The organism is Bernardetia aquimarina (assembly GCF_042180575.1).
In the GTDB taxonomy this organism is placed as follows: domain Bacteria; phylum Bacteroidota; class Bacteroidia; order Cytophagales; family Bernardetiaceae; genus Bernardetia.
In genome coordinates this window covers 3,892,080-3,917,692 of sequence record NZ_CP170094.1, presented here as the reverse complement: position 1 = coordinate 3,917,692, position 25,613 = coordinate 3,892,080, and the positions used below count along the sequence as shown (strand labels likewise).

Sequence of the window (25,613 nt, the reverse complement as noted above, 5' to 3'; positions counted from 1 at the left end):
GTTTTTCTATGGTAAAAATTATTGAATTGGTAATTCTACGAAAAAAGTAGTTCCTGTATTTTCACCTATATTTTCAGTTTCGAACCAAATTTTGCCATTATGTTTTTCTACAATTTTTCTGACAATATTAAGTCCTAGCCCACTTCCTTCTCCTGCTGGTTTGGTAGTAAAGAAAGCATCAAATATTTTTTGCTGAATTTCATCAGAAATTCCTTGTCCTGTATCTTTTATAACTACTAAAATAGTATTTTCTTGTCTTTTAGTAGTGAGATAAACTTTACCTTTTTTATTTCTACTCATATCAATCGCTTGAATGGCATTGTGGAGTAGGTTTGTCCAAACTTGTGCTAATTCATCTTCATAGGCATTTATTAAAGGTAAGTCTTGCATTTGCTTGACTACCTCAATTCCGTATTTAAGTTTATTATGATATAAAATCAGAGTATTCTCTAGGCTCTCATTAATATTAGTAACTTGTTTTTCTCCTGTATGGTCTTGACGAGAAAAATTTTTGAGTGTTATAATAATTTTTGATGCTTTTTCTGTTGCTATTTGTATCGTATTATTGCTATTGGCAATAGTTGCAATTTGATAAGCAGCTTCTAAGATTTGTACGGCATTAGGCAATTTTATGAAGTGTTCATAAAGTTGCTCTTCTTGTGCAATTCCAATATCCACCAAAACATCAGCTATTCTATCAGATTGAGGTATTTTTTGGGTATCCAACTCATCAATTAATTTGTATTTTAGGTTTCTCTTTTCTCTTGAAGAATAAATAATATTCGCTTCAATGGATTTTTCTATCAATGAACTAAATTGTTCTAGTTCTTTTTCAGATAGAAGTCGCATAATTTTAGGAAGCTTTGAAAGAGTGCTTTTGAGCATTTTTTCTATACTTGCAGATGAAGAGTGAATAGCTCCTAAAGGTGTATTTATTTCATGAGCAATACTAGCAACAAGCTGTCCTAGTGTTGTCATTTTTTCATTATGAATAAGTTGAGATTGTGTTTCTCTTAATTCGGTTAAAGTTTCTTGAAGTTGTTTGTTTTGTTGTTGTATTTTAATTTCTGTTTTCTTTAACTGGTCAATGTTTTGCATAATTCCTGTCCATATAATTCCTCCATCATCTGTATGAGTTGGCTTAGAGGTTGCATGAATCCACACTTCTTTTCCATTCTTCAGAAGACGCAATTCAGATTCCCACTTTTGCATAGTATCAGTCGATTTTTGTACTGAAGATTGAAAACCTAATAAATCTTCTGGATGTATTGCTTCAAAAATATCGCTTGAAACATCATTCAGCATTTCTTCAGATTTAACTCCCAAAACCAATTCTGAACCTTTGCTCACAAGAGGAAAAGACACACTTCCTTCTTTATCTCTTTTAAATTGATAAATCAGAGCAGGAACAGCATCAAAAATTTGTTCTAACTGTTGTTTTTGACTTGTTAAATCTCTTTGAAGATGATACATTTTTCTGATTCCTTTTCTTAATTCTTGTTCAGAAACAGCTAAATCTTTATTTTGACTTTCAATGATTTGTTCATGTTCTTTTTGCTTTGTAATATCTTGTGTTACCCCAAAAACAGAAATCGGTATATCATTTTCATCTTTAATCAATACAGCTTTTGATTCATGATAACGAATTTTTCCATTAATAGGTACAGTTTTGTATATTGTATGATACTGTGAAATTTTTTGTTTGATTAAATCTACAAGCATTTCATTAACTTTTATAACATCATCAGCATTGACTCTTTTAGCTGCACTCTCACTATTTATTTTCGCATTCTCATCAACCCCAAACATTCTTTTGGTCTGTTTATCCCAATAAGGTTGGTTGGTTGTTAGGTCTAACTCCCACAATCCAATCCCTGTTTTTTCTAAAGTAGTAGAAAGCTTATTTTGAATGGTTTGAATTTTTCGCTGTGCTTTTTCTAACTCATCTACCTTTTCTTTGAGTTGTAATTCAGCACTTTTTTGGTTTGTAATATCTAGTACTGTACCTATAATTACCTTTTCATTTCTTTCTTCAATCAAGACTCCTTTAATATGATAATAATACATTTTATTATTATGATTCATTTTAGATTTTATATCCAAAATAGAAGATTGGCTTGTTGAAATCTCCTCAAGATTTTTAAAAAAATATCCTAAGTCTTCAGGATGAATTTTTTCTTGCCATCTTTCAGGAGCAAATTCTTCTTTTGTTTCATGAAAAATTGTATAACACTGGTCATCCCATTCTGTTTTCCCTGTTTTGAGGTTTAGCTCCCATAATCCTACTCCTGTTTTTTCCAATGTTATGGAAAGTTTATTTTGAATGACTTGAACTTCTTGTTGCACATTCTCTAATTCATTTACTTTTTCTTTTAGCTGTAACTCAGCATTTTTTTGATAGGTAATATCTTGTGTAATTCCTAGTATAGAGATAGGAGTTTCTGTTACATCTTTTATCAAAATAGCTTTTGATTCATGAAATTTTATTACTCCCTGTATAGGTATAGTTTGATAAACCATGTGATAGCTTGTGACTTTTCCAGAAATAAAGTCATTTAAGTGTTTGTTTATACGCTTTCCATCTTCCTCATTGATATAATTAAATTTATTTGTTCTGCTCAATGCTCCTTCTGGTAAATCAGTTGCCCCCAACATTTTTCTAAGTTGATTGTCCCAATATATTTCATTTTTTTGAAGGTCTATCTCCCAAAGTCCAATCCCCGTTTTTTCTAAGGTTGTAGAAAGTTTATTTTGAATTTTCTGAATTTCTTGTTGTGCATTTTCTAATTCATTTACCTTTTCTTTGAATTGTAATTCAGCTTGTTTTTGTTTTGTAATGTCTTGAAAAGTTCCATATAATTCAACACACCTTCCATTCTCCATTTGAGGAAGTCCTATAATGCGTACCCATTTATGCTTTCCTCTAAAATTAATAAGCTCTAACTCTTCGTCAAATGGAATGCCGTCTTCTCTTGCTTCTTGTAGTATTTTTATCACTTTTTCTCTACTATGTCCTTTTTTAAAGAAGTTTATTTTTGCAGGTGTATCTAATTCTATATCGATAGGCAGTTCATAAATATTATGTACAATAAGATCCCAAATAATATCTTTCGTATTTACATCATAATTCCATGTTCCGATAGTAGCACTTGCATTACAGGTTTCTAAAAGTTTGCTTGTAGATAAAAGGTGTCTTTGAGAAACTTCTAATTCTTCTAACTTTTGTTGAAGATTAATTTTGTTTCTTTTTTGTTTATCTATATTTTGAATTGTTCCATAAATTTCTACACATTTTCCATTTTTAAAAGTAGGTATGCCTATTGTTCTAACCCAAATTTCATTTCCTTTGGCTGTAATAAGTTTTAGCTGTTCATCGTAAGAGATACCTTCTTCTACTGCTTTTGTAAATGCTCTTGTGATTATCTGTCGGCTGTATCCAGCTTTAAAAAAGTTAATTGCATTTTGAGTATCAACCACAAAACTATCCTCTACCTCATGTATCTGTTTAGTAACTTTATTCCATTTTACATTAAGATTATTTAACTCAACCTCCCAAGTACCAATTTGTGCAGCTTCATTAGAAGCATCTAGTAGTTTTTGTGTATGAATAAGTTGGCTTTGTGTAGTTTCTAATTCTTCTACTTTTTCTTTTACCTCCAACTCTCTTTCTTTTTTTTCTGTTATATCTTGAAATGTACCATACATTTCGATACACTTTCCATTTTCAAATGTAGGTATTCCTATTGTTCTTATCCATTTTTCATTTCCCTTTGCTGTAATAATTTGTAGTTGTTCGTCAAAAGGAATGCCCTCTTCTAATGCATTTGTAAATATTCTAGTTATTGTTTCTCGGCTATATCCCTCTTTATAGAAAAGAATTCCATTTTGAGCATCAGACACAAAATCGTCTTCTACCTCATGAATATCTTTAATTACTTTGTCCCATTTGGTAGAGTAGTTCATTAGATTTAACTCCCAAACACCTATTTGTGCAGCTTCATTACAAGCTTCTAATAATTTTTGTGTATGTATTACTTCATATTGTGTTTCTTGTAGTTGTTCAAGGTTTAGACGTAATTCCTCTTCACTTACTTCTAATTCTTTCGCTTTTTCTTGAAAGGCTTGTTGAGCTAGTATTTTATCAGTTACTTCTATACCTACACATTGTATTTCTTTAATATTTCCTTGTTTGTCTAAAATAGCTCTATACTCCCAGTCTGTATAGATGATTTTTTTAGTAGTTTGATTTGTTTTTTCATCAAAAATAGGTTTTCTCAACTGAACAAATGCAGATTGATTTGGATTAGCAAAACACTCATAGACAGCATCTCTACATTTTTGATGGTCTTCTTGTATAATAATAGATATGGCACTTTTTCCTATTATATCATCTCTTTTAAGATTCAAACGCTCACAAAAGTGATTATTGACATACGAATAATTACCTAATAAGTCAGTTTGTATAATAAAAAGGGAATGATTATTTAGCATAGATTCATACCTCTCTAAAGTTTTTTCTAGTTGTTCTTCTTGTTTGTGTTGTTGAGTGATATTTGTGTGTGTAATTACTACTCTATGATTTTGGCTTTCTTTTTTACCAAATACAAGAGCTTTTAGTTTTAACCAAAACACTTTTCCTTCTTTATGTACAAATCGTATCTCATCTTCATGTACAGACTGAGTATTTTTGAGATATTTATTAAAAACCTCTTGAATTTTTGCTTGATCCTCTTGATGTACAATTTTTTGAATTTGATTGCCTTGTAACTCTTGATATTTATACCCTAACAGATTACAAAAATTGGGATTAATCCATTTGTCATCTGACTTTTCTAAATTCCAGAACCAAACACCATCAAAAGCATTCATTTGAATAAAATCAAAGAACTCTTCGTCAGATTTTAGAATTTTATAAAATTCTTTTTTCAAATAATTCATAAGGGGTAAGGGAGTTTATTTATTTATTATGTGTTTTGATTGTTGTGAGTCTATCTATTTTTGTCTAGGGGTAATTCTACAAAAAAAGTAGTTCCTGTGTTTTTACCTATATTTTCTGTTTCAAACCAGATTTTTCCTTCATGTTTTTCTATAATTTTTTTAACAATATTAAGTCCTAATCCACTTCCTTCTCCTACTGGTTTAGTCGTAAAGAAAGCATCAAAAATTCGTTTCTGCACTTTATCAGGAATTCCTTTTCCTGTGTCTCTTATGGAAACTAAAATGTTGTTTTCTTCTTTTTTGGTAGTAAGATAAATTATTCCTTTTTTATCTATGGCTTGAATAGCATTGTGAAGTAAATTTGTCCAAACTTGTGCTAACTCATCTTCATACGCATTTATTATAGGAATATCTTGCATATCTCTAACTACTTCTATACCGTGCTTTAATTTATTTTGATAAAGGATGAGTGTGTTTTCTAGGTTTTTATTAATATTTGTAGGTTTCTTTTCTCCTGTATGGTCTTGACGAGAAAAGTTTTTGAGTGTGATAATAATTTTTGCAGCTTTTTCAGTAGCTATTCTTACAGTTGAATTACTTTTCAGAATTGTTGAGACTTCATAAATAGAATCAAAAATTTGTACTGCTTGAGGTAATTTTAAGAATGGTTCATAAAGCTCAGATTCTGAGTGTAACCCAGTATCTACTAACATATCAGCAATTCTATCAGCTTGAGAAATATTTTTGGTTTCCAAATCAGCAATTAGGTTGTATTTGATAGCTCTTTTTTCTCTAGAAGAATAAATAGCATTTGTTTCCATTGATTTTTCTATCAAGGTATTAAAGTCTCCTAACTGCTCTTCAGAAAGCAACTTTATTACCTTAGGCAACTTAGATAGCGCATCTTTGAGTAATTTGAAAATAGTCCCAGCCGATGAACGAATAGCTCCTAAAGGTGTATTTATTTCATGAGCAATACTAGCAACAAGTTGTCCTAGTGTTGTCATTTTTTCATTATGAATGAGTTGAGATTGTGTTTCTCTTAATTCATCTAGCGTTTCTTGCAGTTGTTTATTTTGTTTTTGAATTTTTAACTCTGTTGCTTTTAGCTCATCAATATTTTGCATAATACCTGTCCATACAATTTCTCCATCCTCAATTAGAGTAGGTTTGGAAGTAGCATGAATCCAGACTTCTTTTCCTTCTTTCATCAGCCTTAATTCAGATTCCCATTGTTGCATCTTCTCTGCTGACTGTTGTACTGAATCCTCAAAATCTAGAAAATCATCTGGATGAATAGCTTCAAAAATCTCTTTGGAGGAGGTATTTCTAATTTGCTCTGACTCTACTCCTAAAATAATTTCTGAGCCTTTACTAACAAGAGGAAAAGAAACATCACCATTTTTATGCCTTTTAAATTGATAAATCATGGCAGGAACAGCATCAAAAATTTGTTCTAATTGTTGTTTTTGATTTTCTAAATCTTGTTGAAGATGATACATTTTTTTGAATCCTTTTTTTAGTACTTTTTCAGAATCAGCTAATTTTTTATTTTGTTTTTCAATGATTTGTTCATATTCTTTTTCCTTGGTAATGTCTTGGACAATTCCTATTATTTTCTGTTCCTTATCTTCTTCGACCAATACACCTTGAGAATGATAATAACATATTACATTATTCGTATGTATCATTCTATACTTGATATCAAAGGTAGGTAAGTTACCTTTCATAAATTCATCAACATTTTTCAAAACATATTCCAAATCCTCAGGATGAATTTTGTCTTGCCATTTTTGAGGTGTAAAATTTTCCTTTGTTTCTTTAAATAACTCATAGGCTTTTTCATCCCAAAAAGGTTTTCCTGTTGTAAGATTTAGATTCCATAACCCAACATTTGTTTTTTCTAACGTTAAGGTAAGATTTTTTTGAATTTTTTGAATTTTTTGTTGTGCTGCTTTTAGCTCTTCTAACTTTTGTTGAAGAGCAATTTCATTTCTTTTTTGTTTATCTATATTTTGGGTTGTTCCGTAGAGTTCCACACATTTTCCATTTTCAAATGTAGGCACACCAATTACTCTTACCCAAATTTTATTTCCTTTTGCTGTAATAATTTTGAGTTCTTTATCAAATGCAGTTCCTTCTTCTAAAGCTTTTTTAAATACTATTTGAATTGTATCTCGGCTGTACCCCTCTGTATAAAATTCTATTCCATTTTCAACTGTAGTAACAAAATTAGTATCTACTTCATGGATTGATTTAGTTACTTTATCCCAAATTACAGCATAATTATTTAGGTCAAGTTCCCAAGTTCCAATTTGTGCAGCCTCATTAGAAGCATCTAATAATTTTTTTATATGAATAAGTTGATGCTGCGTAATTTCTAGTTCTTCTACTTTTGCATTTATTTCTAGTTCAGCTTCTTTTTGAGGTGTTATGTCTTGAAATGTACCATATAGTTCGACACATTTTCCATTTTCAAATGTAGGAATTCCGATAGTTCGTATCCAAACTTCATTTCCTTTAGTAGTAACAATTTTAAGTTGTTCGTCATAAGGCACTCCTTCTTCGAAAGCTCTTTTAAATACCTTAGCAATTTTTTCTCGGCTATATCCTTCTTTGTAAAATAGAATCGCATTATCAACATTCCAAGTAAAGTCATCATCTACTTGATGAATTTGTCTAGTAACTTTATCAACATTTGTACTAAAATCATCTAAATTAAGTTCCCAAGTACCTATTTTTGCAGCCTCATTAGTAGTATCTAGTAACTTTTGAGTATGAATAAGTTGATTTTGTGTACTTTCAAGCTCTTCTATTTTTTCTTGGAACTGAATTTCTTTTTCTTTTTTATCTGTAATATCTTGAAAAGTACCATATAAAGCGACACAAACTCCATTTTTCATAGTAGGTACACCTGTCGCACGAACCCATCTGTTATTTCCTTTATTAGTAATAAATTGAAACTCATCATCATAGCTTATTCCATATTGGATAGCCAATGCAATATTTTTTTTAATTTTCTCTTGCTCTTGATTTTTATAAAAAGAAACTCCAATTTTAGTATCAACTATAAAATTCTCATCTACCTCGTGTATTTCTCTTATGATTTTATCCCATTTTATAAATTGTGTTTGTAAATCTAACTCCCATATTCCAACTCTTGAGTTTTCATTACAGGTTTCAAGAATTTGTTGGGTATATATTAAATCTTTTTGTGCTTTTTCTAATTCTTCTACTTTCTCTTTGAGTTCTAATTCAACATGTTTTTGAGAGGTAATATCTTGTATAGTGCCATAAAACTCTATACAAACCTCATTTTCCATAATAGGCACTCCGATTACTCTTATCCATTTTTTATTTCCTTTGTAAGTAATAATCTCAAATTGTTCATCAGGACTTTTGCCTTCTGTCATGGCTAACATGCCTACTTTTTCTATACGTAATTTATCTTTCTCTTGGTAGAATTCGATACCATTGTTATGTATTACAAAATTCTCATCTACCTCATGTATATCTCTAGCTATTTTATCCCATTGTACAATTCCTGTTTTTAAGTCTAAGTTCCAAACACCAATCTTAGCATGCGAATTACATGTATTGAGAAGTTTTTGTGTATGAACTAATTCTTTTGTTTGCTCTTCTTTCTGTTTTTCGGCAGCTATTCTTTCACTTACATCTACTCCTACACACTGAATTTCTGCTACTTGCCCATCTTGATTAGTAATTGCTCTATACTCCCATTCTGTATGAGCTATTTGGTTATTTGGAAGTGGTTTTTTGAGAAATATGAAATAAGGTTGGTTTGGGTTTTCAACACATTTTTGAGCTACTTCTATACATTTTTTATGATCTTCTACTAAGATAGAACTCATCGCATTTTTTCCTACTATATTTTGCTTATCCAATCCAAAACACTCGCAAAAATAATCATTGGCATACGTATAATTAGCATTCATATCTATACGAATAATAAAAGTAGAATGATTATTTAGAATAGACTCATATCTTTTTATTAAAGAATAAATATTTTTATGCGTAATTTCTTTGTACCCAATTACTACATGAGAAGACTCTTGATTTTTATTTTTTACCACTAAAAATGAAAAAGAGAAACAAATAATAGAACCATCTTTATGATAAAAACGGATGAGTTGTTCATCAAAAGTATTTTTTTGAGAAAAAGATTGAATTTGATTTAAAACATCTCTATCTTTTTCATAGACAATTTCTACTAAACTATCTGTATCAAGATAATTATCTTCATATCCTAAAGCATGATTAAAAGCAGGATTAATCCATTTTTTTTCTACATTTTCTATATTCCAAAACCATAATCCATTTATAGCTATTGACTGATTAAAATCAAAAAACTCTTCGTCAGATTTTAGAATTTGATAGAATTCTTTTTTTAAGTAATTCATAAATACGATAAGTTGCTAAGGAATAGAATTAAATAAAGCACTCATTTAGAAAAAAATAAGCCATTGATATTCAATACATTACATTCGTAATTAGCTTCGCTGCTTTGACAAGTTGTAATCATTCCTAATGATAAAGTAGTAATTATAAGTAAGTTATTATTGATAAATTCAAATGGTATATTGAACTTAATTGTTTTGACAAAAAGAATAGCATACTCTCTGACGATAAAATAACTCTATTTCAAGATTATTAAAATAGAGCTATTTTTCTTTCCATTATTCTATTTATTCTATGATAGGAATTTCTACAAAGAATGTTGTTCCTTTTCCTTCTTCACTTTCAAACCAAATTTTGCCATTGTGTTTTTCTACAATTTTCTTAACAATATCTAATCCTAATCCACTTCCTTCTCCTGCTTTTTTTGTTGTAAAGAATGCGTCAAAAACCCTTTCTTGAGCTTCTTTTGGAATCCCTGTTCCTGTATCTGAAATACTGACAAGAATTTTTGTTCCTTTTTCTTCACTTTTTAATGTAAGTGTGCCTTCATTTTTCATTGCCTGTATCGCATTATGGATAAGGTTTGTCCAAACTTGTATCAACTCATCTGGATATCCTTGAACTTTAGGAATGTTTGCAAGTTTTTTTTGTACCTCAACTCCATGTTTGATTTGATTGTGATATAAAATAAGTGTGTTTTCGATACCTTTATTGATATCCATTTTTTCTCTTATTCCATTTTGCTCTTGGCGTGAAAAGTTTTTGAGTGCAAAAATTATTTTTGATGCTCTTTCTGTTGCCATCTGAATGGTTTGGTTACTCCTAATGATTGATGAGATATGACTGATTGTCTGTAAGAGAGAATAAGGATTTTTGGTTTTGAGAATAGCATCAACCATTTCTTCGTCTTTGTAAATGCTACTATCTACAAGCAAATCAGCAAAACGATTCGCATATTGTACCTTTTTGTAAGCATCTAGTTTATCAATTAAGTCGTATTTTAAAGTCCTTTGTTCTCTAGAAGAGAGAGGGGTATGAGATTCAGCCGAAAATTTGACAGCTTTATTGAAAATTTTGAGTTCATCTTTAGGCAATGCACTCAAAAAATCAGGTAAAATAGGTAATGTTTCTGTAAGCGTTTGTTCGATTCCTCCTGCTGACGAACGAATAGCTCCCAAAGGTGTATTAATTTCGTGTGCAATATTTGCCACAAGTTGCCCCAATGTCGCCATTTTTTCACTATGAATAAGCTGACTTTGTGTACTTTTGAGTTCTCTGAGTGTTCTTTCTACTTCTATTTTTTGTCTTTGTAGTTCTTCTTGTGTGGTTTGAAGTTCTTCAAAGTTTTGACGCAATTCTTCTTCTGAAGTTTGAAGAGCTTTATTTTTTTCTAAAATAAGCTGTTCATCTTGCTTTCTGTCTGTAATATCCGTTTCTATTCCCACAAATTGTACGACTTCGCCTGTTTTTTCATCAAATACAGGGGTAATACTGAGTTCTAACCAATATGCTTTTCCATATTTGGTATAATTGAGTATTTCTTGTGTAAATGGCTTATGAGATTTTAATCCCTCACGGATTGCCAAAACATGGTCATAATTTGTATCTTTTCCTTGTAGAAGCGCACCTGGTTTTTTGCCTATCACTTCGGTAAGAGAATACTCTGTTACTTTCAAAAATCCTTCATTTACCCACGTAATATAACCTTGTGCATCTGTAATAACGACTGCATTACTGGTTTCACTAGCCACTACAGAAAGACGTTTCAAATCTTCTTCATCTTTTTTGCGCTTGGTAACATCAGTTTCAATACCAATAAATTGTGTTATTTCTCCTGAAAGTTTGTCTATAACAGGAGTAATATTGAGTTCTAACCAATATTCATTACCCTGTTTATCATAATTTAAAACTTCTTGAGTAAATGGTTTTTTAGATTTCAAACCTTCACGAATAGCCAAGACATGGTCAAAATTAGTACCTCTTCCTTGTAATAACTTCCCTGGTTTTTTACCTATAATTTCAGGAAGTGTATAACCTGTTGTTCTAGTAAAACCTTCATTTACCCACGTTGTATAACCTTGTGCATCCGTAATTACGATCGCATTACTGGTTTCTCTAGCCACCACAGAGAGTTTGTCAAGTTCTTTTTCAGCTTCCTTTCTCTCTGTAATATCTTGTGCCATCCCAAGGTAACCAATAGCTTCTCCTGTTTTATCATTTTTTATGATACTGACACGTAACTCTATTGAAATTTTGTTTCCATTTTTAGAAATATATGTCCACTCTTTTGCAGTTGGTAAATTTCGTTTTGCTTTTGTTGTAAGGACATCAAAACCAAGTGGAATCTCTTCTCCTAACTCTTCAGTGAGCTGTTTTGCATAGGATTTTACTTCTTCCATATCGTGAAATATAGCAGGAGAAACCTTTCCAACTACTTTTGTAGCATCATACTCCAATAACCTCTCAGCCTGTGAGTTAAAGCTAGTAATTGTACCATCCAAATCAGTTGCAATAAGCATCATAGGAGCATTTTCTAAAATAGCTTTTCTATAAAGACCTTCTTCTTCAATTTTGACTTTTTGTTCTTGAAGTTGTTCTTGGGTTGCATTTAGTTCTTCTAAGTTTTGTCTTAATTCCTCTTCTGTTGCTTGTAATTCTTCTTGTTGAGTTTGAATTTCATTTTCAGCTCTTTTCTGAGCATTGTAATTTGTAGCAATTTTGATTACTCTAATTACCTTCCCTTTTTCATTTTTTACAGGACAATACGCACCAAAAATCCATAAATCTTTATCTGATTTGGTTTTTCTTCTGAATACTCCACTTACTGTTTTGCCTTCTTCTAATTGTTTCCAAAGATTTTTGAAATAACTTTCGGTTTCTTCATCTTGAGGCAAAAGGTCTTTGTGTGAAAGTCCGATAAGCTCACTCTCCGAAAACTCTGTCCATTCAGTAAAAATTGGATTTACCTTAATTATTTTTCTTTCCAAATTGAATTCTACATATCCAAAACTGGTACTGATAGCATCTAACTGAGATTTATTTAATAAGAAAGTTTCTTGTAATTGTTCTTGTGTAGCATTTAGTTCTTCTAAGTTTTGTCTTAATTCTTCCTCTGTTGCTTGTAATTCTTCTTGTTGTGCTTGGATTTCAATTTCAGCCTGTTTTTGAAAATTATAATTAGAAGCAATTTTGATGACTCTAATTACCTTCCCTTTTTCATTTTTTACAGGACAATACGCACCAAAAATCCATAAATCTTTATCTGATTTGGTTTTTCTTCTGAATACTCCACTTACTGTTTTGCCTTCCTCTAACTGTTTCCAAAGATTTTTGAAATAACTTTCGGTCTCTTCATCTTGAGGCAAAAGGTCTTTGTGTGAAAGTCCGATAAGTTTACTATCAGAAAACTCTGTCCATTCTGCAAAAATTGGATTTACCTTAATTATTTTTCGCTCTAAATTAAATTCTACATACCCAAAACTTGTACTGATAGCATCTAACTGAGATTTATTTAATAAGAAAGTTTCTTGTAACTGTTCTTGGGTTGCGTTTAATTCTTCTAAGTTTTGTCTTAATTCTTCCTCTGTGGCTTGTAGTTCTTCTTGCTGTGCTTGTATTTCAATTTCAGCCTGTTTTTGAGAGTTATAATTAGAAGCAATTTTGACTACTCTAATTACTTTTCCTTTTTCATTTATTACAGGACAATATGCACCAAAAACCCACAAATCTTTATCTGATTTAGTTTTTCGTTTGAAAATTCCACTTACTGTTTTGCCTTCACTTAATTTTTTCCAAAGGTTTTTGAAATAACCTTCTGTTTCTTCATCTTGAGGCAAAAGATTTTTGTGAGAAAGTCCGATAAGCTCACTTTCTGAAAACTCTGTCCATTCAGCAAAAATAGAATTGGTTTTAATTATTTTTCGCTCTAAATTAAATTCTACATACCCAAAACTTGTACTGATAGCATCTAACTGAGATTTATTTAATAAGAAAGTTTCTTGTAACTGTTCTTGGGTTGCGTTTAATTCTTCTAAGTTTTGTCTTAATTCTTCCTCTGTTGCTTGTAACTCCTCATGTTGCTGTTGAATTTCAAACTCTTGTTCCTTTTTGGCTGTAATTAAATAACGAATAGATAAATAACTCGTAATTTTCTTATTCTCATCAAACATTGGATTAATTACTGTATCGACCCAATAATAAGAACCATCCTTGGCTTTATTTTTCACTTCTGCCCTCCATGTTTTTCCTCTAGAAATATCTCGCCACATTTCTTTCCAAAACTCTTTTGGATGATGTCCAGAGTTTACAATTCGGTGGTCTTTTCCTAAAAGTTCTTTTTCTGTATATTTAGAAATTCTACAAAACTCTTCATTGATTTTTGTGATTTTTCCTTCTTTATCAGCAATAGAAATAATGGCACTTCGGTCTAGTGCATCTACTAGAGATTGAAGTTGATTTTGACAGTTTTCTAATTCTTCGTAAGTAGTCATAAAAGTAGCTTTTGAGTATTAATTGTATTGTTTTCCCTAAATATTGTAGTATTTGCCTATTGAATTTGAGTGGAATGATTAGCTCCTTAATTCTCTATCTAACAAGTAATTATAAAGTAGTTCTGAATTTAAGGTATTATTTGTTGGGCTTATCACTTAAATTTTACATTTCTTATAATTCGCACCTTGTTTATGAAAAATATGATAAAACCATATAACAAAATATGACTTTTGACAGGTTTTTAGACTAAAAATAATTATTATTCTATTTTTCATTTAAGAAAAGTTCTTTTTTAAATAAAAAGCTCAACAAAGAGTTTGTGTATAAAATTTTACACGCATGTTATTATACCCTTTGATAGCTAATCTAGTATCATAGAATCATTTTTTTTATACGTAATATAACTTTTTTGTGTTTAAAAAGCTATATTTTTCGATAAATCCCTTATTTATTAGCCTTTTTAAATCTTTTCACCAAATAATATTCTTAATTTCTGCATTATGGTCTTTGTATCGATTCCACAAAAACTATACTGTTCTTGTTGGGTTGCGTGGGAAATAATTTGGTTTGGAATACCTAAAATTTCTACTTTATCAAGGTTTTTTGAATAATTATACTCATTCACAAATTCTAAAATAGCACTTCCAAATCCTCCTATTTTACTTCCGTCTTCTATTGTGATTATATTTTTAATATTCTGAAAACTCAAAATATGATGTAAAGCATCTTCATCTAAAGGCTTACAAAAACGCATATCGTAATGAGCTACCTTGTTTTGACATTCTTGATTCTTGTCTAATATATCAATCGCTTCTTTGGCAAAATTTCCTACAATTCCGTAAGAAAGAATAACGATTTGAGTTTCTGGGTTTACTTCTTTTATAATTCTGGCTTTACCTATTTTTATTTCTTCAAACTCATTTTTATTATTTAATTTTTGCTTGTTTTCTTCATTATTTTCCAATAAAAATCCTTCTCCACGAGGATAACGGATGGCAAAAGAAGTTTTATTTTTATCTAATTGAGCTGAAAAAAGCATATTTTGAAACTCTATTTCGTCCATTGGAGCAGCCAAAATAAGGTTGGGGATTGGACGAAGATAAGCAATATCATAAACGCCTTGATGAGTTGCACCATCAGCTCCTACAAGTCCAGCTCTATCAATACAGAAAATTACTTTGAGTTCTTGCACACAAACATCGTGTATAATTTGGTCATAACTTCGCTGCAAAAAAGTAGAATAAATGACACAAAAAGGAATCATCTTTTGAGTAGCCAACCCTGCCGAAAAAGTAACAGCGTGCTGCTCTGCAATTCCGACATCAAAAACTCTTTGAGGAAAAAGTTCTTGCATTTCTAAAAGCGAACTTCCAGAAGCCATAGCAGGAGTAATAGCAATAATTTTAGAGTTTTTCTTGGCTAGTTGTATGATTGTTTTAGCAAAAACATCTTGAAATTTGAAAAATGATTTTTTAGTTGAAGGTTCTGATGTTAGAAGTTGTCCTGTTTTGGTTTCAAATTTGGCTGGTGCGTGCCACGAATTATATTTTGATTCTATCTCTAAATTACTATCCTTAATTATTCCTTTTCCTTTTACAGTTTTGATATGAATAAAATGAACTTTATTTGAGTATAAATTTTTCTCTGTATTTTGTTTTAATTCTTCAAAAAAATCACGTAAAGTTTCTAAATTGTGTCCATCGATAGAACCATGAAAATTTCCTCCAAAAAACTCAAAAATAGAAGGAATAGTAAACCTTTCATTTAATTCTTTTTCTGACTGTATTTGAGAAGTCTTTTTTGTCCATTTCTGTTTTGAAAGGTCTTCAAAATGACTTTTGAGTGTTCCAACATTTTCATCAATAGACATTCCATTATCATTCAGAATTATCAAAATATTAGGTTTGATGTCATTTTCCGAATTATTCTGTAAATTATTAAGAGCTTCAAAAGGCAAACCAGCCGTAAAAGCTCCATCTCCAATAATGGCAATATGCCAACGGTTTTTTATGCTCTCATCTTGTGAAAATTGAGAAGCCACAGCCATTCCCAAAATAGCAGAAATAGACGTAGAAGAATGTCCTGTACCAAAATCATCAAACTTACTTTCTTTAATAGACGGAAATCCTGAAAGACCATTTTGCTTTCTGATAGTATGAAAATCATCTTTTCTACCTGTCAGAATTTTGTGTGCGTAGGCTTGATGCCCAACATCCCACACAAGTTTGTCAGATTGTTCTGTACCCAAAAAAATAAAGGCTTTGTGTAAAGCAACTGTAAGCTCAATTACTCCCAAAGTTGCGCCCAAATGTCCACCATTTTGTGCTACATGTTCGATAATAAAACGACGAAGTTCTTGGCACTTTCTTTCTAATTCTGTAAGAGTGAGATTTTTGATAGGCATTTTTACTACATTGAAACCTCGTTGACGGCTTCATTTGAGTCTCAACGACGGCTGATTTTATTAAAATATATCAACCGTCAACGAGCTTAAAAGCGTCGTTGAGGATTTTCAAATTAAAACAGAAAAAGGCAACTTTAATAAATTTAAAGTTGCCTTTTTTAATGAAATACTAAAATATGTACTACAACTTATGCAGACAAAGTGTTTACATATTTCATCAGCTTAGATTTTTTGTTAGCAGCATTTCTATCATGAATGATATTGCGTTTTGCTAATTTATCTACCATTGCTACTACTTTAGGAAGTAATTCTTTAGCTTCTGTTGCATCAGTAGTTGCACGAAGACGTTTGATATAAGTACGTGTCGTTTTTAATTGGTAACGGTTACGAAGACGTTTAGCTTCATTCGAACGAATACGCTTAAGGGCTGATTTATGATTTGCCATATACTGTTAAACTATTTTTGATGAAAATTTCTAACTTATTTTTTAGAATTTTTTCTTTAAAATTAGAAAAATCATCTGATTAAAAAGAATTCTTTATGTATTAATTAAATTACTAAAAAAATCTAATTTCAATCCTAAATTTAATAAAAATAGAGCAATCCGTTTATTAAATTACAGAACTTTGATTTTATGAGAGGAATAAAATTAAAGTCTGATGAAAAATAGTAGCTTTTATTTTTAGATAGTAAAATAGAAGCGTTATGCCTACTTTTCTTGATTATTCGTTTGATTCTTTGTTGTAAATCAACTGAACCTACGATTTTTTGAACTGATTTCTTTTGATGAAAACCTTATCTTATATAAAATTTAAGATAAGGACTTTTCTACTGTTCCTATCAAATAAGAACCTTGTAAAGAGCGCAAAATTACGACTTATCTACAACTTTCACAAACTATAAAGCAATAAAAGTAAATAAAAACTAAAAAATATTTTTGATAGAATAAAGAAAATTCTGATAAATCATAAATTAGGAAAGACTCGTAAACAAGATTCAAACAATAGAGAGATTTTGAGGTTTTTTTGTAACTTGCTAGACAAATAAACAATTTGATTTTTTAGATGTCATTAATTTTTTTGAAAATTACTTTGTATATTATTTCAAATCTATTTTCTGATTCCTACTCCATATTCAAAATTATAAAACTATACTATGAAATTTACACTCAACAAACAAGAACAATATACTGTATTTAAGTTGCAAGAAGAAAAATTAGATTCTTCGATTGCACCCAAATTAAAAACTGAATTTTTTACCTTGTATCAGTCTGGAATGATTAATCTTATTTTTGATATGGGAGACATCAAATATGTAGATTCATCTGGTCTTAGCTCTATTTTGGTAGCAAAACGCCTTTCTGAACAAATCAACGGTTATTTGGCTCTTGCTGCTGTCAGTGACCATGTTATGAAACTCATGACAATATCAAAATTAGATAGTGTTCTGAATATCATTCCAACAGTAGCAGAATCTGTCGATGCTGTTTTTATGGCAGAATTAGAGCGTGATATTAAAGAAGACGAAAAAAATAATTAGAATTTCGTATTTTTGTTGGTGTCGCTACGCTAAAACACCAACAAAGGCAGTGTTATTTTTCCATAGAGTTAAGCTCTATGGAAAAATGAGCTTTCTTATCTAATTCTGTTTATTCCACCTCCAGAATTTTCATTTCTACTCTTCTATTTTCAGCAGAATTAAACTTGACTAAAGGCTTTGTTCCTCCGAATGCTTTTTTCTCTATTCTTGAAGGGTCAATTCCTCTGTCTGTCAAATATCTATATACTGTTTCTACACGTTGTCTTGACAAATCTAATTGTTGTTTGGCTATACGTGCATAACTTGGGTGTGCAGGATGTGGGTCTTTGTCGGTATGTCCCGAAATTTCAATTCTGACTTTTGGATTTTCTTTCATAAAATCAACTAATGTTTGTACACCTTCTGCATTATTGAGAGAATAACTTTTGATATTAAATTCAATATTTTCTAAACTGATGGCTTCTCCTTTTTTGATTTCTTTTTTATTAAAAATCACTTTCGGAACTTCAATTTTTGCAATTTCAATCGTTGGTTTTACAATTTCTGTTTCGACTTCTATTTCAGGAGTTTCAACTTCTATTTCATCGATAATAGTAGGTTTAATTTCCTCCACCACAGCCACAATTTCGGCTTCTTTCGGAATTTTTATTGTCTTAAACTGCATCTTAAATAATCCTTCTTCTGGAGTTCCGAGCCAAATATCATTGTTGATGTCATACGCCAAAGCCGTAACAGCACTCACAACCAAACCCGAATCCTGATTATAAAAAATAGGATCTTCATCTCTTGAAAATTTAACAATACCTTCATTTCCTGCTATCCAAACACTTTCATTTGGTGTAACCAAGACATCATTAAATCTAAAATTTCTAGATTTTGTAACCCTTTTGGACATCTGAAACATCTCTTGATTACACACCAAAAACTGCTTTCCTTTACGATTAAGAGCTGTTACACACAAATTCCCATCAGGTTTCAAATCAATATGTAAAACATTGTCATAACCATAACCATCGTTAGTTACATTAAAAGCATCTTTGAATTTTCCATTTTTGATATTAAACATTCCTGCGCTTGTTCCCACCCAAACAACGTCATCATTATCTACCGTTACAGCATTAATCACATCACTAGGAATATTGGGTTCAATTTCTTGATTATAGATTGTCTTTTTATTGTTTGCTGCAATGTGCCAAAGTCCACCCTGTGCTGTAGCAATCCATTTTCCACCTTTCGAATCTACATCAATCGAATTGATATAAAAACTCTTATTACTAAAAGTCGGTATTTCGGTATGCCAAATATACTCTCCATAAGCATCTAAATTGACAACACTTACAATATCATTCGAAAAAGTACCCAGCCAAATTGTTCCTTTTTTATCGAAACGAATAGAACTTACTTTATCTATCAAAGAATCATATTTACCAGCTCTATTGAATGTTCGGACAGTAGAATCAGCATAAAAAGCAACCAAACCATTTTCAGTGGCAACCCATTTTGTGTCATTTTTGTCAATAGCAATAGAATTGATTTGTCCTTCTGGAAAACCTGTTCTGTTTTTGCTGATGTTTCTAAACTCTACTTTTTCTACTACTTCTGCATTTTGAGCAAACGAAGAAGCAAATGAGAAAAGGAGTAAAACTAAGATGAGAAGTAAACTATTTTGTTTCATTAAATTAATAAATTAGGGGTATTTATATTTTTTTGATAGAATATTCAAGATTCGTTCCTAACTATTCTGTGAAGTAATTTTACTATTGAACCAATAAACAACGAATTTGATTTGTAAAACGAATTGGAATATCATCAGTAGAAAGTTCATTTAACGTCCCTGCATCATAAATCCCATGTTTTTCTACGCTCATTCCTGTTTCTTCCTCTTCACAACTTCCATGATTGATAGCATATTGAGTTTCGCTTTCAGATGCATGTTTTGAAAAAATTAAATGATTATTAAAAAAATATACTCCACTCACTTGTTTTTTGAAAACAATACTTGCTTTTTCTTCTGAGTAAACTAACATTTCGAAAGAAGAATCTACTCCAGTTCCTTCCAAAACAATATATTTTCCTTGCAAACCAATTAAAGAAACATAACCTTCTAACTCAAAAGAAAAACCATCAAAAGGAGTCAGCATTCCAGAAATTGTTGTTTTATCGGTTGCTTCTTGATAATTGATTGTAATTTTTTTCTTTAACTCTTCTCCTTCAAAAGCACCAAAACTATATTCTTTTGAATTTCCATTTATACTCACACTTTTTGGAAGTTCTGAATTATAGATAAAATTAGATTCTCTTTGCATAAAAAAGGGTTTAAACAAATCTGTTTCTGTTACTAATCTTGGCTTTAAAAAAGCTATTACATCTGTTTTTGTGAGAAAATAAGGAAATTCTATTTCATCTTGTATTGCTCCTTTTCCTACTGATTGTGTTTCAAAATCTTTTGCATCTTTTTCTTTTTTACTGATTTTGTGATACCATTCTTTTCCTTCTTTTACAACTATTTCTTGTCTGAAATTAGCATACTCTTTATGATTTGTTTCATAATTTATATACACTAAATTTCCATCAAAATCCATGTAATAAATTACTTTCCAATTTGGTAATTTTCTTTCTTCTGAATACGGATAAATACTCACAGAAATAGGATTCTCAATTTCTTTTTGCTTGTCTTTCATTCTTTGAGAACGAAAATAAACTGTATATTTTTCGCCATATTCGTTTTGATAAACATACGATTTATTAGTTGAAGTACGCTCTTCTTCTGTATCAGCCTTCAAAATCCAGTCTTGAACTTCTTTAGGAAAATCTGATTGAGCAAAAAGAGAAGAAAAACAGAAAAAGAAAATAGGGATTAGAAAAATTTGTAATGATATTTTTTGAGTATTCATGTAGAGTTGACTTCTATGTATGTTCTGATTAAATTTAAAACCTAAATAACACTCATGATTTATGCCACTTTATTCTCAATAATAATAATTACAAGTTCTATTTCAACAACCATTTATTAATTCGGAGTATTTTATCTAATTCTTTTCCATTGAATAAATGTTCTACAAACTCATTGGCAAAATAAGGAATCATCGAAACACCTTTTGCACCAAAACCATTAAAAATACTCATTTGAGGATAATCTTTGTGTGTTCCCATAAGTGGATAACGAGTGCGTGTGGAGGGTCTGATACCAGCTTCATGATTTGTAACCTTATAAGGCAAATTCAAAACTGCTTGAAGTTTGGTTTCAATTTCTTCTCTTGCTTCTTGTGTTGGCTCTAATGTCAAATCATCATGATTATAAGTTGAGCCTGTACGAAAGGAACTTGTAAAAAGCTCTCTCACTTTGTCATTCAAATAATTATGAAAAGGAACAACCCAACAGCCTTTATTTAGGATAATTTGATTGAGTTTCCTAGCTGTTTGTTCATCTCTATCAAAATCAATATGCAAAATTTCACCTTTTGCTGGTGCGATAGGCAATTTATCAAAAAAGGGATTTGTTTTGTCTAATACTCCTCTACAAAAAATAATATGCTTGGCTTTAATATCTTGATAAACTACCTTCTCTTTTTCACTTTTATCATCCAAAATCAATTTATCAAACTCAAATAATTCTTCTCTGTATGCTTTTTTTTCTATCAGATATTTTTTGATTGCTTCTAAGAAAATATCCGTTCTCAGATGCCCTCCATTTTTTATTAAAAGTCCACCCAAAGGCTCATTTACATTTTCTTCAAACAACGGTTTTTTAGGATAAATTACTTCTTCGGTAGCTTTATTTTCTTGTGCCGACCAATCTTGTTGTTGCTCTAAGGTTTGAAAAGGGCGATAAATAGGTGTTTGGAAAAAGAAGTGGCAATTAAATTGTTTTTCTAATTTTGGGTAAAAATCATTTAGGAAAGTAAATAACTCTTTGCTTTTCCACGTTCTGACAAGATTTCGTCCTGTAATAGGATTACAAATTCCTGCTGCTATTTTCGAACAATTTTGAAATTTGGGTTCGTCCAAAATCATTATTTTTTTTCCTCTTTCAAGCAGCGTATAGCCTAAGATAGAACCAGCCAAACCTTGTCCGATAATTAAATAATCAAATTCGTTTTTCATTTTTTGGATACAATCAACAATTTAAAATTAATTTTATTTTTTCAATAAAAAATGTCTGACACTATGAAAACAGGTCAGACAAATTTCTGTTATTTTGAAACGTACTTATGTTTTCGATTTATTTTATCAAAAAAGAATTCAATTTTTCTATTGAATTGGTCTTATAGAGCATTTTTTGAGTGGAGTCTAAAACAATAAACAAAGGCAAACTTGTCAGATGATATGTAATAGCTGCATTTTGATTTGTTGAAAGGTCTATAAATTGTGTATGATTTTGAGGTAATTCTTTTATAGTTTGTTTCCAAGAGCTAATCTCTGAATCTAAAGAAATACCTACAAAGTGATATTCTTCCTTCATTTTGGCAGTTTCTAAAGATTGAATTTTCTGTACTTGTGATACAGTTTTTGGGTCAAAAGAAGCCCAAAAATAAAGTATTGTAGGTTTTTGTTCTAAACTAGAAATAGAAACAGAGTTGCCTTCTGTATTGTGGAGTGTAGTAATATCAGGTGCAGATTGTCCTATTGATATTTTTTTTATTTGTTTGATATATGAATTGATTTGATTTGTCCAAGTAGATTCTTTTCCATTTACCAAATTTTCCAAATCAGTCAGATAATCTTCATCTTCTAACATATAATTTACAGCCAAAAACGAACGCACAGCATAATCTAAAGAATCTTCTGTAATAAACTTTTTGTTATAATTTTTCCATTCTTCGTACTGCTTTTCATACTCTGTCATTGTATTTTGATAGCTTACTGTATCTCCAGTCTGTAAACTATTCATTGCTTTTACATTTAATTCTTTCATGTTTTTTTCATAGCCTATTGTTCCTTTTCTATACATATCAAAATGAGAATGTGAACGAGAACCTGTAATTTTCGCTTCTGAAAGTTTGCCAGCATCAGCTTGGATTTCCATTTTTGAAGGTTCAAAAAACACGACTAAATTATCCGAAGGAGAAAACGTACTATCTGATTCTCTGAGCAAAGTGAGGTAAAAAGGAGTTGGTTCGGTAATATTTCCTTTGAGTTCGAATTTGCCATCTTTTTTGACACTAACATCATAAAGAGGTACAATATCTTTTGTACTAATATCAGAAACTATCATTTTCATATCTTGCGATAAATTATTGATATTTCCCTCTACTAGATATTCGTTTTCAGATGTTTTTTTCTCAGAATTACAACTATAAAAAATAGAACAAGCAAAAAATAAAAGCGAAAAATAAATACTTTTTTTCATAAAAAAAGAAGAATTGATAATGAATAATAAAATTAAGTTTTAAAAACTGTCAAAAGTATATTTTGTTAGATGGAGATAATCAAAGCCCATTTATTTAATAATATAACGCTCTTCCAAAATCTGTAAATGATGAATTTCGTGTCCTGCAATCATATAAATAAGCGCACGAACTGACATTTCATTATGATTAGCTTCTCCTATTTTAGCAGTCTGTTTGGCATCAAAACTTTTGAAAAGTGCCACCGAACATTTACGAACAATCTCATACCTGTCCAACAAATCTGAATACGGAATTGCATCAAAATTTGCCTCTCTGACATATTCATTTTCATTAAAACCTGCTAAAGACTGCTTTTCGCCACGATAAAAAGACAAAGCACGGTACGACATAATTTGCTCTGTATCAATCATGTGTCCTAAAAGTTCTTTAATACTCCATTTACCCTCTGCATATTTGAATAAAGCCTCTTGTTCTGAGAATTTGGCAAAGCTTTTTTTGGTTTCTTCTCCTTGTTGGGATAAAACTTCTATAATATCTTGTATTTTATTTTCTTTCATATATTCGCCAATTAATCTGATATAATTAGCATAAAAAGAAGCATATTCACTTGAGCTTGGAAATAAAATCATTTTGAGAGTGTTTTTATTAAGAAAGTTAAGAGGAAATAAAAGTGCATAAAAAAACTACGCTTACAAAGAAACGTAGTTTTTTAGTATGTAGAAACTAAATGGTAAAAATTTTACTCATTTCAATTTATTTTATTTCTTTTTATAAATTTTCTTTGTGTCGTCGCCTTCTTTTGTCAAAACAAGTTTGTCATCTGTAAGCTCAACAATCGTATAAACTACTGGGTCTTTTTCTTTGCCTGCTTTTTTGTCCCATGCTGCCATAGAGATTGTTTTGCCATCTTCTGACATTGTCCAATAACCTACTGTAGAAGAAGACAAAAGACCTTCACCTATTTTCTTTTGATAAGACAATTTTGTTTTGTCAGACTTATCTCTGCCAAAAGTAAGTGTTTCGGCTACAAAATCAGCCATTGCACCAACATCGCCTTTGAGTTGAATATCCGAAGTTACACCTGTTGCATCTTCAGCAGTTTCTGAACCACCTTTAAGATTTGCATTTACATCATACTTCCAAGCTGATGCCATTAGTTTTTCGCCTGCTTCTGGCACTTTTGCTTCCTTACCACCTCCACAAGAAGTAAAGCCTATTGCTAAAAACAATAAAGCAACAAATAAAGACACTGAATTAAATTTAATATTCATTTTTTAATAATTTTGATAAATAAATTTGGTAAAAAAAATAAAGGTAAAATAATATTTTATTACTTGATAAATAGATAAAATACTAATAACACCTTTTGTAAATATAAGTTAAAATTATGTAATAATCAAAATTTATCTAAAATACTCCTCACTTTTAAAACACAAAAAAACCTTTCCTACAAAGCTGTAAGAAAGGTTTTGAATAAAATAAAAATCAATATTTAGTTTTCCCAAAGATGACTTTCATATTCTACTAATTGATGTTCGTATTGTTGAGCTGCAATAAGAGCAGAACGTTGGTCTTCGTAAATATCAACAATCATATTATCTCTAGCGTTGTCATATTTGATAACACGAGCATTGAATAAACGTAAATCAAATGCTTCTTCTAAATTTCTGTGATGACGGTTGTTGCGCTCATTGTACCAAATTGCTTGTGAATTGTCACGGAAAAGGTTTTGAACCAACTCTTTGTATGAAAATGCAGCTAATTTTTTCTCTAAACCTGTTGCAGGATTCATTTCAGCAGGAATAATAATTGTAATAGCTTGAATATCATGCTTCATACGAGAGTGCTTATTATCAAACAATAAATCTTCTTTGATTTCTAATAAGTGAAGTTGCTTAGGATAGAATTCGTTGGCTATTGTTTCAGCTTCGGCACTTCCTCCACTATCGCCACCCCAGTCTCCACCAGAACCCCAATCATCTCCGCCTCCACCAAAACCACCAAGGTCGTCTGCAGTAAAGCCCATCGCAATTTCTTCTTCTGTAAGTGTTACTTCATCTGAAGGGATAGTAAGGTTTTCTAAAAACTCTTCTTGTGACATACGAGTACGCAAAGAATCGTTTTTGTAAGGACGTATAATTCCTAATTTTACAGCATCAATAATTACTTTTGTAATTTCGTTTTCTACTGCAAAGAAAGGCAAGTTTTGTTTTTCTTTTAAAGACATTCTAAACCAAAGTGTCTTTTTGTACATAATATGCGATTCGTGCAATGGACGGATTGAGTTATGATTATAACCGTCTTGTGCATACTCCATTCCGAACTCTTGAGCATTAGCCGAAAAAGTAACTCCACATATAAGAGCTGCCATTCCGATAATTCCTTTGGTAAGAACGTTTAATAGATTTGTGTTTTGTTTCTTCATAGTTAATAAAAGTAATTCTAATTTATTATAGAGATGATAAAATAA

Annotated in this window: 13 protein-coding genes; 1 reads left to right on the top strand and 12 read right to left on the bottom strand. The window is 30.7% G+C overall.

What is annotated here, in order from left to right; translation table 11 throughout:
• Positions 1–18: 18 nt before the first annotated feature.
• The 5 genes from ACE193_RS16805 to rpsT all read right to left on the bottom strand — a co-directional run bounded on the left by ACE193_RS16805 (position 19) and on the right by rpsT (position 16,698).
• Positions 19–4,938, bottom strand: coding sequence for a PAS domain-containing protein (locus ACE193_RS16805; RefSeq protein ID WP_375559383.1), 4,920 nt, complete (start codon positions 4,936–4,938; stop codon positions 19–21).
• Between the two features lie 50 nt (positions 4,939–4,988).
• Positions 4,989–9,359 (bottom strand): PAS domain-containing protein, encoded by a 4,371-nt coding sequence (locus ACE193_RS16800; protein ID WP_375559382.1) that lies wholly within the window; start codon positions 9,357–9,359, stop codon positions 4,989–4,991.
• A 285-nt stretch (positions 9,360–9,644) separates the two neighbouring features.
• Entirely contained in the window at positions 9,645–13,847 is a 4,203-nt protein-coding gene (locus ACE193_RS16795; RefSeq protein WP_375559381.1) for a PAS domain-containing protein, read from the bottom strand.
• A gap of 461 nt (positions 13,848–14,308) precedes the next feature.
• Positions 14,309–16,252, bottom strand: a complete 1,944-nt coding sequence (gene dxs / locus ACE193_RS16790; RefSeq protein WP_375559380.1) for a 1-deoxy-D-xylulose-5-phosphate synthase — start codon at positions 16,250–16,252, stop codon at positions 14,309–14,311.
• Positions 16,253–16,440: 188 nt separating this feature from the next.
• Positions 16,441–16,698: a 30S ribosomal protein S20 gene (gene rpsT / locus ACE193_RS16785; RefSeq protein WP_375559379.1), complete on the bottom strand. Its 258-nt coding sequence runs from the start codon at positions 16,696–16,698 to the stop codon at positions 16,441–16,443.
• 710 nt (positions 16,699–17,408) lie between these two features.
• Between rpsT and ACE193_RS16780 the strand changes: the two genes are divergently transcribed.
• A complete protein-coding gene (locus ACE193_RS16780; RefSeq protein ID WP_375559378.1) occupies positions 17,409–17,792 on the top strand; it encodes an STAS domain-containing protein in 384 nt (127 codons plus the stop codon).
• 109 nt (positions 17,793–17,901) lie between these two features.
• On the opposite strand, the gene ACE193_RS16775 is transcribed toward ACE193_RS16780, so the two are convergent.
• The 7 genes from ACE193_RS16775 to gldN all read right to left on the bottom strand — a co-directional run bounded on the left by ACE193_RS16775 (position 17,902) and on the right by gldN (position 25,568).
• Complete coding sequence (locus tag ACE193_RS16775; protein WP_375559377.1) at positions 17,902–19,467, bottom strand: OmpA family protein; 1,566 nt, start codon at positions 19,465–19,467, stop codon at positions 17,902–17,904.
• Between the two features lie 82 nt (positions 19,468–19,549).
• Complete coding sequence (locus tag ACE193_RS16770; RefSeq protein ID WP_375559376.1) at positions 19,550–20,686, bottom strand: hypothetical protein; 1,137 nt, start codon at positions 20,684–20,686, stop codon at positions 19,550–19,552.
• A gap of 97 nt (positions 20,687–20,783) precedes the next feature.
• Positions 20,784–21,896, bottom strand: a complete 1,113-nt coding sequence (locus ACE193_RS16765; RefSeq protein WP_375559375.1) for an NAD(P)/FAD-dependent oxidoreductase — start codon at positions 21,894–21,896, stop codon at positions 20,784–20,786.
• Positions 21,897–22,014: 118 nt separating this feature from the next.
• Positions 22,015–23,142 (bottom strand): DUF4369 domain-containing protein, encoded by a 1,128-nt coding sequence (locus ACE193_RS16760; RefSeq protein WP_375559374.1) that lies wholly within the window; start codon positions 23,140–23,142, stop codon positions 22,015–22,017.
• A 90-nt stretch (positions 23,143–23,232) separates the two neighbouring features.
• Complete coding sequence (locus ACE193_RS16755; RefSeq protein ID WP_375559373.1) at positions 23,233–23,772, bottom strand: DinB family protein; 540 nt, start codon at positions 23,770–23,772, stop codon at positions 23,233–23,235.
• A 129-nt stretch (positions 23,773–23,901) separates the two neighbouring features.
• Positions 23,902–24,414: a hypothetical protein gene (locus ACE193_RS16750; protein WP_375559372.1), complete on the bottom strand. Its 513-nt coding sequence runs from the start codon at positions 24,412–24,414 to the stop codon at positions 23,902–23,904.
• A 221-nt stretch (positions 24,415–24,635) separates the two neighbouring features.
• A complete protein-coding gene (gene gldN / locus ACE193_RS16745; protein ID WP_375559371.1) occupies positions 24,636–25,568 on the bottom strand; it encodes a gliding motility protein GldN in 933 nt (310 codons plus the stop codon).
• Positions 25,569–25,613 lie beyond the last annotated feature (45 nt).

Bases quoted from the DNA above. Each gene is read 5' to 3' on its own strand.
- ACE193_RS16750 (WP_375559372.1), bottom strand. From the start codon at position 24,414: ATGAATATTAAATTTAATTCAGTGTCTTTATTTGTTGCTTTATTGTTT.
- ACE193_RS16760 (WP_375559374.1), bottom strand. From the start codon at position 23,142: ATGAAAAAAAGTATTTATTTTTCGCTTTTATTTTTTGCTTGTTCTATT.
- ACE193_RS16800 (WP_375559382.1), bottom strand. From the start codon at position 9,359: ATGAATTACTTAAAAAAAGAATTCTATCAAATTCTAAAATCTGACGAA.
- ACE193_RS16770 (WP_375559376.1), bottom strand. From the start codon at position 20,686: ATGAATACTCAAAAAATATCATTACAAATTTTTCTAATCCCTATTTTC.
- ACE193_RS16775 (WP_375559377.1), bottom strand. From the start codon at position 19,467: ATGAAACAAAATAGTTTACTTCTCATCTTAGTTTTACTCCTTTTCTCA.
- ACE193_RS16795 (WP_375559381.1), bottom strand. From the start codon at position 13,847: ATGACTACTTACGAAGAATTAGAAAACTGTCAAAATCAACTTCAATCT.
- gldN (WP_375559371.1), bottom strand. From the start codon at position 25,568: ATGAAGAAACAAAACACAAATCTATTAAACGTTCTTACCAAAGGAATT.
- ACE193_RS16765 (WP_375559375.1), bottom strand. From the start codon at position 21,896: ATGAAAAACGAATTTGATTATTTAATTATCGGACAAGGTTTGGCTGGT.
- rpsT (WP_375559379.1), bottom strand. From the start codon at position 16,698: ATGGCAAATCATAAATCAGCCCTTAAGCGTATTCGTTCGAATGAAGCT.
- dxs (WP_375559380.1), bottom strand. From the start codon at position 16,252: ATGCCTATCAAAAATCTCACTCTTACAGAATTAGAAAGAAAGTGCCAA.
- ACE193_RS16805 (WP_375559383.1), bottom strand. From the start codon at position 4,938: ATGAATTATTTGAAAAAAGAATTTTATAAAATTCTAAAATCTGACGAA.
- ACE193_RS16755 (WP_375559373.1), bottom strand. From the start codon at position 23,772: ATGATTTTATTTCCAAGCTCAAGTGAATATGCTTCTTTTTATGCTAAT.
- ACE193_RS16780 (WP_375559378.1), top strand. From the start codon at position 17,409: ATGAAATTTACACTCAACAAACAAGAACAATATACTGTATTTAAGTTG.